Genomic DNA, 11981 nt, shown 5'->3' with positions numbered 1-11981 from the left:
CAAGTGACTTTTCTCTTCTACAAGAGCAACGGCCAGGTAAGGCAATGTCTCTCATTGTTGGGATTGGGGTTCTTTGGTAGAGAGTTAACAATAACTACAAAGATATTAATGAATCCATAGCGGGTATGTAGCCTGTGATGTTTTGACTGTTCATCCACAGGCCAAACGAGATAGAATCTGGCCCAAAATCGGGTTAACTGCCCAAAATGTGGGCAATACAGGCGCCAGGAATACCTGGTGAGCAATGTGATGTGACGCCATTGTCAGGCATCAAGTAAAACAAGAAGCTGGAGGATATGATGACCAACAGCGCGCACAATCAGGTTAGAAGCAGCGTATTGGGAGCTGTAACTCAAGGGCGGTAGCGTGATCATTTATCCATTTCAATCTTGCGTTGGTTCATCGCCGTTAATCCTCTCGTCTTGAAGATCCTTCTTAGTGCAGACAGGCAACAGACAGATAGTTCGCATGCCCACACGAGTGACCCAGAGTGTGTTCAAGCATTCGTAATTTCAGTGCAATCACTTTACTTTATGAAGAAAAAACAGAGTGATACACAGCAGCAGACTTTTACCAAACATCTTTCCTTTTCATTAGATTGCAATCGGGAACCTTTCAATGAAGATCCTTGTAACCGGCGGTGCCGGCTTTATCGGCTCGGCGGTTGTTCGCCATATCATCCAGCATACCCAAGACTCAGTGGTCAACCTCGACAAGCTGACCTATGCAGGTAATCTGGAGTCCTTGGCAGAGGTTTCAGCCAGCGCTCGCTATGCGTTCGAGCAGGTGGATATCTGCAACCGCGCCGAGCTGGATCGAGTGTTTGCCCTGCACCAGCCGGATGCCGTGATGCATCTGGCGGCAGAGAGCCACGTCGATCGTTCCATCACTGGACCTGCCGATTTCATCGAAACCAATATCGTCGGCACCTACATGCTGCTGGAAGCCGCCCGTGCATACTGGAACGACCTGGACGAGACACGCAAAGCGGCATTCCGCTTCCACCATATCTCCACCGACGAAGTGTATGGCGACCTGCCCCATCCCGATGAAGTGGCTCCCGGTGAGGCATTGCCGCTCTTTACCGAAACGACCCCTTATGCCCCGAGCAGCCCCTACTCTGTGTCCAAGGCCTCCAGCGACCATCTGGTGCGCGCCTGGCGTCGTACCTACGGCTTGCCGACCGTGGTCACCAACTGCTCCAACAACTACGGTCCCTATCACTTCCCCGAGAAACTGATCCCGCTGGTGATCCTCAACGCCCTGGATGGCAAACCGCTGCCTGTCTATGGCAAGGGCGATCAGATCCGTGACTGGCTCTATGTGGAAGATCATGCCCGTGCACTCTATACCGTGGTCACCACTGGCGTGATGGGCGAGACCTACAACATCGGTGGGCACAACGAGAAGCAGAACCTGGAGGTGGTGCACACCATCTGCGATCTGCTCGATGAGATGGTGCCAAAAGCCGGCTCCTATCGTGATCAAATCACCTATGTGACTGACCGCCCAGGTCACGACCGTCGTTATGCCATCGACGCCAGCAAGATGAGCGCCGAGCTGGATTGGCAGCCGCAAGAAACCTTTGAATCAGGTATCCGCAAGACAGTGCAGTGGTACCTGGAAAATCAGCAGTGGGTCGGTAACGTCAAGAGCGGCGCCTATCAATCCTGGATCGAGCAGAACTACGGGGAGCGTGCCTGATGCATATCCTGTTGTTCGGCAAGAATGGCCAGGTAGGCTGGGAGTTGCAGCGCTCACTCGCCCCGTTGGGCCGAGTCACCGCAGTCGACTTCGATTCCACCGATTATTGCGGTGATTTCAGCAACCCGGCCGGCGTGGCGGAAACGGTGCGCCTGCTCAAGCCGGATGTGATTGTCAATGCAGCGGCCCACACCGCCGTCGACAAGGCAGAGAGCGAGCGGGAATTCGCCGAGCAGCTCAACGCCACCAGCGTGGCCGCGATTGCCAAAGAAGCCGAAGCGCTGGGTGCCTGGCTGGTCCACTACTCCACCGATTACGTATTCGATGGCAGTGGCGAGCGCCCCTGGGTCGAGAGCGATGAGACTGCACCGCTCAACGTCTATGGGGAGACCAAGCTGGCTGGGGAACATGCTGCTGCGCTTTGCTCTCGCCATCTTATCTTCCGCACCAGCTGGGTGTATGCCGCTCGTGGCGCCAACTTCGCCAAGACCATGTTGCGCTTTGCCAAGGAGCGCAGCGAAATGTCTGTCATCAATGACCAGTTTGGCGCTCCGACCGGTGCCGAACTGCTGGCAGATTGTACAGCTCATGCGATCCGCGTGGCGCAGAATAAACCTGAGGTTGCTGGGCTTTACCATCTGATCGCCTCGGGCACCACCACCTGGTTTGACTATGCCCTGTTGGTCTTTGCCAAGGCACGGGACGCCGGTGTCGAGTTGGCAGTGACTCAGGTCAATGCCGTTTCGACCAGCGCCTTCCCGACCCCTGCCAAACGTCCTCATAACTCTCGTCTTGATACCAGTAAATTCCAGCGTACCTTCGATCTGGTACTGCCGGAATGGACAGTCGGTGTGGAGCGGATGTTGGCTGAGATCCTGGGTAAGTAAATGGCTAACAAGGGGTGTATTGAATGCATCCTTGGCTAGCAGGGATAAAACTTAAAAGGTGTGGCCGCAAGCCACCCTTTTCTTTTGCAATTCGTGAATAAGAAACACAAGCATCATGACCAAACGTAAAGGCATTATTCTGGCCGGTGGTTCAGGCACCCGCCTCTATCCTGTGACGATGGCGGTGAGCAAGCAACTGCTGCCTATCTATGACAAGCCGATGATTTACTACCCGCTCAGCACCCTGATGCTGGCGGGTATTCGGGATATTTTGATCATCAGCACGCCGCAAGATACTCCTCGCTTTGAGCAATTGTTGGGTGATGGCAGTCAGTGGGGCCTGAAGCTGCAATACAAGGTGCAGCCAAGCCCGGACGGGTTGGCACAAGCCTTTATTCTGGGTGAGGAGTTCATCGGTGCAGATCCTTGTGCGTTGGTGCTGGGTGACAATATCTTCTACGGCCATGACCTACAGAAACAGCTGGAGGCGGCAGCGGCCAAAGAGAGCGGTGCTACGGTCTTTGCTTACCACGTTCATGATCCTGAGCGTTATGGGGTGGTGGAGTTTGATAGTAAGGGAACAGCTATTTCGCTGGAAGAGAAGCCATTGGAGCCCAAGAGCAACTATGCGGTCACCGGCCTCTATTTCTACGACAACAGAGTTGTCGAGATTGCCAAGAGCCTGAAGCCGTCACCGCGTGGTGAGCTCGAAATCACCGATGTGAACCGTATTTACCTGGAGCACGGCAATCTGTCGGTGGCCATGATGGGGCGTGGCTATGCCTGGCTTGATACCGGTACTCATGAAAGCATGATTGAAGCGAGTAACTTTATTCAGACCATCGAGACGCGTCAGGGGTTGAAGGTGGCGTGTCCGGAAGAGATCGCCTATCGCCAAAAGTTTATCAGTGCTGACCAGATACGTGAGCTTGCAGCGCCGTTGGCGAAGAATGCTTATGGCCAATATTTGTTAAGAATGGTTGCTAAAGCCTGATGTGATATGGGGAGGGAAGATACTCCCTCTCTAAAGACCGAATTAAATGTGGATAAACAGATGAATGTAATCAAAACAGCAATTCCTGACGTGCTTATTTTTGAGCCCAAGGTATTCGGTGATGAGCGTGGTTTTTTCTTTGAGAGCTTCAATCACAAGTTGTTTGAAGAGGCGGTAGGATATCCGGTTAACTTTGTGCAGGACAATCACTCTAAATCTTCGAAAGGGGTATTACGTGGTTTGCACTATCAGTTGTTGCCTCATGCCCAAGGAAAGCTGGTGCGTTGTGTGGCCGGTGATGTGTTCGATGTTGCGGTAGATATCCGCAAAACCTCACCAACCTTTGGTCAATGGGTAGGTGTGCATCTGTCAGGTGAAAACAAGCGGCAGTTGTGGATCCCGGAAGGGTTTGCCCACGGTTTTGTAACTCTGAGCGAGACGGCGGAGTTTTTATATAAAACGACTAATTATTATCATCCACAAAGTGACAGAAGTATATTCTGGAAAGACCCAGACTTGAACATTAATTGGCCATTAGATGAACCTATTCTGTCAAAAAAAGATGAGAATGCCTTTTCATTTTCCAAGGCTGACATTTTTTAATTTTGCATCAGTGTAAATAAATATATATAGATGTTCTAGCTGTATGGTGCGGGACTTATTTTAGTTTTTTTCAAGGGTAATTATGAACCGAGATAGTAGTATTTCCCCCATCCGTATCTTATCGATATTAAATAATCGCCATCTGATTATAACGTTAGTGCGTCGCGAAGTTGCAGCGAGGTATCGTGGTTCACTGTTTGGAAATTTGTGGGCTTTATTTACTCCACTGTTCATGCTAGCTGTTTACACATTCATATTTAGTGTGGTATTCAAAGCTCGCTGGAGTGGTGGTAGTGACTCTCGTAGTGAATTTGCATTGGTACTTTTTGCTGGTCTAATGGTTTTTAATCTATTTTCAGAGTGTTTCAATCGTGCTCCACGATTGATTATTGAAAATGTCAACTATGTCAAGAAAGTGGTATTTCCACTCGATATACTGCCTTGGGTTGCATTGGGCAGTGCTATGATAAATATGTTTATTAGCTTCATGGTATGGCTTACTTTCTATGCCATTGTTATTGGTACACCTCCCATTACTGTACTACTTTTTCCTATAGTAATTATCCCGCTCATTTTTTTAATAATGGGTATTTCATGGGCACTTGCAGCAATGGGAGTTTACTTACGTGACCTTTCTCAATTGGTAGGAGTTATCAGTACCATACTGATGTTCCTCTCTCCTATATTTTATCCGATTGAAGCATTGCCTGAAGAGTACCGCCACTGGTTGAACATCAACCCACTTACTCCTGTTATTGCACAAGTACGTGATGTGCTTTACTGGGGGAAAATGCCTTCTTGGGAATTATATGGCACGACATTAATTGTCGCAACGGTAGTTATGTATGCAGGATTTGCCTTGTTCCAGAAAACGCGTAAGGGGTTTGCTGATGTGCTCTGACAAAGTAGCAATTGAAGTACATGGGCTGAGCAAATGCTACCAAGTGTATGGGCAACCTGTCGATCGACTCAAACAGTTTATTATTCCGCGTGTGTTACGTTTATTTCGACGTGCCTCTAAGCAGTACTTTCGTGAGTTTTGGGCTCTGCAATCAATTGACTTCACGATAAAGAAAGGGGAAACCGTTGGTATCATTGGTCATAACGGAGCCGGAAAGTCTACATTGCTACAACTGATATGCGGCACCCTAAATCCTTCTCATGGTGAAATCAGTGTTAATGGGCGTATTGCAGCATTACTCGAGCTAGGGGCTGGTTTTAATCCTGAATTCAGTGGTCGTGATAATGTGTATCTCAATGCCAGTGTATTAGGGTTAAGTAAGGCAGATATTGATGCTAAGTTTGAAGAAATCGCACGTTTTGCGGACATCGGCGATTTTATGGAACAACCGGTTAAAACTTATTCTAGTGGTATGTATGTCCGTCTTGCATTTGCAGTACAAGCATGTATCGACCCTGAGATTTTGATCGTAGATGAAGCACTTGCTGTTGGGGATATAGGTTTTCAGTATAAATGTTTCAAGCGAATGGAAGCCCTTAAAGCTAAGGGGGTGACTATTCTAATGGTGACGCACTCGACTGGTAGTATTCTAGAGTATGCCGATAGATGCCTGGTTATGGAAGGAGGGCGCCTGATTGGTGATACCACTGATGTCTTAGCAGCTGTCATGGCGTATGAAAAAGGGATGATATTGTCGGAAGAAAAAGCAGAGACATCTGCATCAGTAGCCAGTGAAAATGACGGAGAATGTCCATCGCAATCGCTCTTACTTGAGATGCAAAAAAATGAAGCAAATATGGTGTTGGGCGAAAAACGATTTGGTTCTGCCCGCGCTATTATAACTAGCCTGACAATATTAAAAAGTGACGGTACACCTTATCATGAAGAACCTTTAGTTAAATCTGGGGAGACTTTAACACTGCGCTTTGAGCTCTTGGCGTGTGAGGTTATTGAAGATGTAGTGCTCGGACTTTCTTTGAGTCGGACTCAAGGTGGTGATATATGGGGTGATAACAATATTGCTGCCGGCCATTCTCTCACTTTGAAACCAGGTCGCCAAATAGTGACTTATCAAGTTACTTTACCAATCAATAGTGGTGATTATTTGCTGCACTGTGGCTTGGCCTCCCTCAGAGGAGGAATGCGTGAAGAACTTGATCAGCGCCGACCAATGCGAGCGGTCAAGTTCTGGTCTCCCCGAGAATTGGGCGGTGTTGTACATGCTCCAATTACTGTTCTGGCCTGAACTCATCGGTATTAACAATGTTAGCTGCCTTTTTACCTGCTTACCCTTTTAGGTCCGTACCAGCACCATATCTGTGGTGTTATTATCGCCTACTGTGTGAATGGGCTACTGAATCTTGTATGTTCATTACAGGGCGCGACTATGTGCGTCCTATTGAGCAATGGGAAGACCGCTGGGAGTGCACAGATGATGCTGCAACAAGGCTTGATTATATATTACCAAAAAATACACAGCCTCCACAGCATCATTATGCTTGGTTAGATACAGGGCGTTTTGACGAATGGTTGCGTATTCATAACAGTAACCCTTTAGCCGTTTTTCGTCATTTCTTATGTGAGCGTGATATTGCTTATGAAGAAGAACTTCATGAGATGTTATGTTCTGCGCCAAATAAGATTGAAGCTGTGATTACATTTTTAAATGTCCCATCACTTTCCGCAGTTTGTCAACGACTTGGTATTCCTGTAATTCATCAGGAGTTAGGCCCCCTGCGTGGACATATATATCGTGATACAGCTTACGTTGATTTTCAGGGCGTCAATGGAAATTCTGAAGCTGAAAATCGTGAACGTGAATTTAGGGATTGGTCTCTAAATGGAATAAAGTTAAATGATCTTCTTATGTTTTTTTTGAAAGATCCTAGCTTTATTAAACATTTGCCGGGGAAAACGTCTGAGATTGGAATAGCACTTCAGGTTGAAGATGATTCCAATTTAGTTGCATTTGGTAATGGAATGGATAACCAGTCCATTATACTTGCTGCTCGCAGCCAAACAGCTACATCAAGCCTGTTGATTCGTCCTCATCCAGGTAGCCTTTTTACGCTACGTGAAGGAAGAATGCCAATCGATGAATCGCCAACCAGTCTAGAGTTTGTTGCTCGTTGTAAAAAAATAATGACTATCAATTCTAGTGTTGCGCTAGAAGCTCTATTTCTAGGGGTTCCGGTGACAATCTTCGGTGAGAGCTCATTATGTCATCTGGCAAAAGAATCACCTCATTCTGTATCTTTAGTCAGACGCTTGGCATTCTATCTTTTTGCTTATTTAGTTCCTCGAGCATGTCAGTTGTCCCCCCGTTATCTGCGTTTTCGTCTAGGTGAGCCAGGTGAGAAAGCTATCATTGAATATCATTTGGATTGTTATATGAGAGATGATGATATGACTTTACCAAAAGAGAATGATTTTGACGATCTTCAAACAAAACTGATTGCTCAGGTATGGGCAAGTAATGAACTTAGAGTGCATCGTAACGAGAGACTGCAAGCTCTCACTGATCAGGTAAATATGCTATCACAAGAACTCACGGACGTTAATAGGCGGCTAGTTGAAGAAGGTGAGGCACACGGGCATGTAACTCAGGTAGTTGAGCAGATAACAGAGCAATTCAATACTCTTTCAAAAAAATATTCTGACACTCTTGATGAGTTACGTTTACGTGATAAAAAAATCAAAGAGAGTGATGAGCTTTTAAACAAGATACGTAACAACAGAATTTTAAATTTTTATATAAGCCGTTTTATTTGAATTTATGAGTAAATTTATGTTAATAAGAAATCTTGACGTTATTATACCTGTGTATCGTGGACTTGATGAAACCAAAGAGTGTATATTCTCGTTGCTGTCTAGTATTCCACCGTGGGCTCAGCTTATAGTCATTAATGATTGCTCACCCGAGCCAGAGTTAACGAATTGGCTTAGACAAGAATCTGGTAATTTAGGCTTCGAGTTACATGAAAATGAGGTTAATAAAGGTTTTGTCGGTACAGTAAACTATGGCATGAGCCTGAATAAAGATAGAGACGTACTGTTACTTAACAGCGATGTAGAGGTTTCTAATCTGGATTGGCTTAATAGAATGCGAAAAGCAGCATATAGTCATGATCGGGTTGCAAGCTTAACTCCATTTTCCAATAATGCTACAATATGTAGCTTTCCTCATTTTTGTCAGGATAATGAACTGTATTGTGGTTTGGATGTTAATGTGCTAGATCGCCTTTTCTCTAATCTTCCTCTTGAACGCGAGCTCGTTGAAGTACCTACAGGCGTCGGATTTTGCATGTATATCCGTAGAGATTGCTTGGACTCGGTTGGTTATTTTGATGAGCAAACCTTCGGTAAAGGTTATGGTGAGGAAAATGACTGGTGCCAGCGCGCGCACAAGTTGGGGTGGAAGAATTATCATCAATTAAATGTGTTTGCCTATCACAAAGGCGGTGTCAGTTTTCTGGAGGAAGGGGACCCAAGAAAAGCTCGTGCATTAGAGTTACTTAACACACTACACCCTAATTATACCCACGATGTCATGGCATTTATTGCACAAGATCCGGCGAGACAAGCTAGGTTGATGGCTAAGATAAAATACATAGCCGAGGCAGGCCTCCCAGTTATCTTAGCTGTCGCGCATCACCTCGGTGGTGGAGTAGCTCAACATGTTTCTGAGCTTGCATCTTATTATTTGGAAAAGGCATGGTTTCTTCGCCTAACCCCCGGGAGCCGAGAAGGATATGTTAATCTTTATTTGAGCGCTTTGGACGGTGATAAGAGTGATGCATTCGTATTCAATGTTCACACAGAATATGAATTATTAGTGAGTTTATTACGAGATCTAAGAGTTGGTCGAGTACACTTCCATCACAGCATGGGGCTGCCACCACGAACTTGGTTACTACCTAGTTCGCTAGGCGTATCCTATGACGTGACGATTCATGATTACTATATGCTAAATGGTAATCCAACGCTTACAGACCGTTATGGGCAATTTGTGAGTGAGGATAATCAAAATCATGATGATGTCTGTAGAGATGCAGCACAGATCAGTGTCTCAGGTGAGGAATGGCGCAGTGGTATATATCCTTTACTTTCTCGAGCTGAGCGGATTATTTATCCCAGTAAAGATGTATATCAGCGATTTAGTAGGCTATATGGGAATAAAAGTGAGCTATCCAGCAAGGCAATTGTGACATACCATCCAGATGCTTATTGCTACTCTGAACCTAAACAGAGTCATAAACCGGGTGATCCGCTTCGTGTACTAATCCTTGGTGCTTTGAGTCGGGAAAAAGGAGCTGATCTACTAGAACAAGTCGCTTTGCTGTGTGATCCAGATAACATAGAGTTTCATCTACTAGGCTATGGTTATCGTCCTTTACGTGGTGTTGTGAGCCATGGTGCATATAGACTGGATCAACTTGAAGAAAAACTTCATAGTATTAAGCCTCATGTTGTCTGGTTCCCTGCGTTATGGCCTGAGACATACAGCTATACACTCTCAATTGCGCTTGAGCATGAATACCCTGTTGTCTGTCCGAATATTGGTGCTTTTGTCGAGCGTATCGAAACTAGAAATCACTCTTTATTATTACCCTGGAATATCAAACCTATTGATTGTGCAGCATTTTGGCGTACGTATGCCCAGGGCGCCAAGCTAAGCAATTTCCTTGTTTCAGCTGAAGTTTGTGATGAAATAGAGCGAGATGATATCTTCTATCAAGATAAATACCTGAGTGGTTTGGCAGTCTTGACGCCTGCTGATGGTTCTATATTGGTCAAGAAGTGGAATGAAAAGCTAAATCTTGCTCCTAGTACTGTGCTGTTATCAAGAAAAGAACAACTTTTACAGTATCTATGGAAAGTTAGAAACATGCCTATTGTCAGTTCATTCGCACGTTTTATTCCATTTAAATTGCAGAGAGCAATCAAGCGCTTGTTGAGTCGAAAACCAATTCATGAAATTATTAAGTGATATGGGTTTAAACCATATTTAACAAAATCAAAAATTATAATTATATTGGTTGTTTCGATAATAAAGGTTGGTCATGCGGTTCATTATCAGAGAGTAAATCTTCACGCTAAAAATTTATCTGAAGTAGCCGTGCGACCATTAATAATAAAGTGAGGAATAGTATGTTCACTAAATTATCATCTCCTGACAATAAGTCATTGAGAATAACTTTTAATATAGTGTCAGGTTGGTAAATTAGTATGTTTGAAAGCTCTGGTTTTATTTTTTGACTCCAGACTCACAATAAAAATCTGTATATAAAAGTATAATAAAGTTATTCTTAAATTTTCTTAAACAATTAAAGAAAGTAAATTGAAAACCCTAATCGGATAAAATTAATAATGAAGCGTTGTTCAAATTTTGGGAAAGTATTGGAACTTTCCTTTTATTTTCTGATAGCATTATGTGCTATCTGGAAAGTTATCCCGACCCTTGATGAAAGAGGTTTTTGGTCTGACGAATTGTTCACTGCGGCCGTAGTCCGTTACCATCCTATTTTAGATAGTCAGTTTGAAAGAAAAACAGTCATGCAGATTAAAATGGATGATAGCTTTTTGACTGTCAAAGCAGGAGAGCAGCACCCTCCTATGTATGATATCTCCTTAAAGGGATGGGCTTCTTTATTCGGTGATAGTGAGATCTCTCTACGTGGTTTTAATATTTTCGTCATTGCACTGACGTCCATTACCATATTCGTATCTTGCTGGCGGCGTAAAAATTATCCGCTTGGAATTTTGATTACCGTAACTACATTAGTTATGCTGTGGCACCCTGTGACTCAAAATTATGCAACACAAGCGAGAAGTTATATATTTTTCTTGATGTTATCTTTATTATGTCTTTTAGTTTTTTATAAGATAAAAGAAGCTGGTAGTAATGAGTCTATGTGGCGTTTTACTTTTTATGTTCTTGCCACTATCTCATTTTTGACACATTACTACATGGCTGTTTTTATTGGCGCTGTATATGTTTTTGTTGCTTACAGTGATCTCAAGGAAAGACGCTATGCACTCCCTCTAATACCAATTCCATTTGTTTTTAGTTGGATATTCCTCTCATATCACAGCCTGCTTTTTACCGCGAGTGGTGGGGTCGCGTGGTCCCAAATATCATATCTACAAGCACTGCAGTCAATGTTGCATATGATTTATGGTTACTTTGGATTAAGTTCCATATTAATTCTGTTGTCAGCAATTTACTTTCTTTTCAAACGAAAAACTTCTGAAACTCAAGTTGCTATATGTATTGCTGTTTCAATATGTGTGTTAGCTTTTGTTTGTAAAAAATCAGGAATACTCCATCCTAGACATTTTATATTCATTATACCTTGGTGTGTCTATCTTATACTTAATGCAACATTATCGCTGTCTGATAACAAATTTTTTATTTTGGTGATAGCATCACTCATCGTATTTGTTTCTCCCTCGGCAGGAACTCAAGCGAACGTGTATGCTAACGAGCAATATAAAGAGGCCGCAAAATTTATATCAGAAAAATATAGTGGTAAAGGTTACAAAATCTATGCGACCTGGAGCCCGAATGAAGCATATTATAGGTACTACCTTGAAAACTATGCATCTGATGAAGTAAATATCGATATGCTTTCTAATGTAAATGATGTAAATAAGGTATGCTCTTATATTAATGACGGCCATGTTGTTCTATATGCACATCATTCACATAGTGATGTAATAAATGCATTTGAATCTTGCTTGCACACATACAAGAGAGTAAATTTTGATGGTATTGTTGTGATCACCAAGCCATGACTCTCTGCATGCTAGATGGTGAGTTATTGATGAA

The 11981-nt window shown here is 44.1% G+C and carries 9 protein-coding genes; all 9 read left to right on the top strand.

Going from position 1 to position 11981, the window contains the following annotated elements:
- Positions 1 to 618: 618 nt before the first annotated feature.
- Complete coding sequence (rfbB, locus tag OC537_RS09340; RefSeq protein ID WP_262110865.1) at positions 619 to 1704, top strand: dTDP-glucose 4,6-dehydratase; 1086 nt, start codon at positions 619 to 621, stop codon at positions 1702 to 1704.
- Positions 1704 to 2591 carry a dTDP-4-dehydrorhamnose reductase gene (gene rfbD, locus OC537_RS09335; protein ID WP_262110864.1) on the top strand — a complete coding sequence of 296 codons (888 nt, stop codon included), beginning with the start codon at positions 1704 to 1706 and terminating at the stop codon, positions 2589 to 2591. The genes rfbB and rfbD overlap by 1 nt, the downstream gene beginning before the upstream one ends.
- 115 nt (positions 2592 to 2706) lie before the next feature.
- Positions 2707 to 3585, top strand: a complete 879-nt coding sequence (gene rfbA, locus OC537_RS09330) for a glucose-1-phosphate thymidylyltransferase RfbA (protein ID WP_111910158.1) — start codon at positions 2707 to 2709, stop codon at positions 3583 to 3585.
- A gap of 60 nt (positions 3586 to 3645) precedes the next feature.
- Positions 3646 to 4188, top strand: a complete 543-nt coding sequence (rfbC, locus tag OC537_RS09325) for a dTDP-4-dehydrorhamnose 3,5-epimerase (RefSeq protein WP_111910157.1) — start codon at positions 3646 to 3648, stop codon at positions 4186 to 4188.
- A gap of 82 nt (positions 4189 to 4270) precedes the next feature.
- Positions 4271 to 5089 (top strand): ABC transporter permease, encoded by an 819-nt coding sequence (locus tag OC537_RS09320; RefSeq protein WP_111910156.1) that lies wholly within the window; start codon positions 4271 to 4273, stop codon positions 5087 to 5089.
- Positions 5079 to 6395 carry an ABC transporter ATP-binding protein gene (locus tag OC537_RS09315; protein ID WP_262110863.1) on the top strand — a complete coding sequence of 439 codons (1317 nt, stop codon included), beginning with the start codon at positions 5079 to 5081 and terminating at the stop codon, positions 6393 to 6395. Before OC537_RS09320 ends, OC537_RS09315 begins: the two co-directional genes overlap by 11 nt.
- Before the next feature lie 17 nt (positions 6396 to 6412).
- The gene (locus tag OC537_RS09310; RefSeq protein ID WP_410050468.1) at positions 6413 to 7921 is read left to right on the top strand and encodes a GT99 family glycosyltransferase N-terminal domain-containing protein; all 1509 of its coding nucleotides are present in this window, start codon (positions 6413 to 6415) and stop codon (positions 7919 to 7921) included.
- A 4-nt stretch (positions 7922 to 7925) separates the two neighbouring features.
- Complete coding sequence (locus OC537_RS09305; protein WP_262110861.1) at positions 7926 to 10139, top strand: glycosyltransferase; 2214 nt, start codon at positions 7926 to 7928, stop codon at positions 10137 to 10139.
- 380 nt (positions 10140 to 10519) lie between these two features.
- A complete protein-coding gene (locus OC537_RS09300) occupies positions 10520 to 11947 on the top strand; it encodes a glycosyltransferase family 39 protein (protein WP_262110860.1) in 1428 nt (475 codons plus the stop codon).
- Positions 11948 to 11981: the final 34 nt, after the last annotated feature.

Source organism: Aeromonas sp. Marseille-Q5825, assembly GCF_946892685.1.
GTDB lineage: Bacteria > Pseudomonadota > Gammaproteobacteria > Enterobacterales > Aeromonadaceae > Aeromonas > Aeromonas rivipollensis.
The sequence above is the reverse complement of the archived record's forward strand: the minus strand, read 5'-3'. Positions and strand labels throughout refer to the sequence as shown.

Excerpts from the sequence above, each read along its gene's own strand:
- rfbB (WP_262110865.1), top strand. The coding sequence starts at position 619 with ATGAAGATCCTTGTAACCGGCGGTGCCGGCTTTATCGGCTCGGCGGTT.
- rfbD (WP_262110864.1), top strand. The coding sequence starts at position 1,704 with ATGCATATCCTGTTGTTCGGCAAGAATGGCCAGGTAGGCTGGGAGTTG.
- rfbA (WP_111910158.1), top strand. The coding sequence starts at position 2,707 with ATGACCAAACGTAAAGGCATTATTCTGGCCGGTGGTTCAGGCACCCGC.
- rfbC (WP_111910157.1), top strand. The coding sequence starts at position 3,646 with ATGAATGTAATCAAAACAGCAATTCCTGACGTGCTTATTTTTGAGCCC.
- OC537_RS09320 (WP_111910156.1), top strand. The coding sequence starts at position 4,271 with ATGAACCGAGATAGTAGTATTTCCCCCATCCGTATCTTATCGATATTA.
- OC537_RS09315 (WP_262110863.1), top strand. The coding sequence starts at position 5,079 with ATGTGCTCTGACAAAGTAGCAATTGAAGTACATGGGCTGAGCAAATGC.
- OC537_RS09310 (WP_410050468.1), top strand. The coding sequence starts at position 6,413 with ATGTTAGCTGCCTTTTTACCTGCTTACCCTTTTAGGTCCGTACCAGCA.
- OC537_RS09305 (WP_262110861.1), top strand. The coding sequence starts at position 7,926 with ATGAGTAAATTTATGTTAATAAGAAATCTTGACGTTATTATACCTGTG.
- OC537_RS09300 (WP_262110860.1), top strand. The coding sequence starts at position 10,520 with ATGAAGCGTTGTTCAAATTTTGGGAAAGTATTGGAACTTTCCTTTTAT.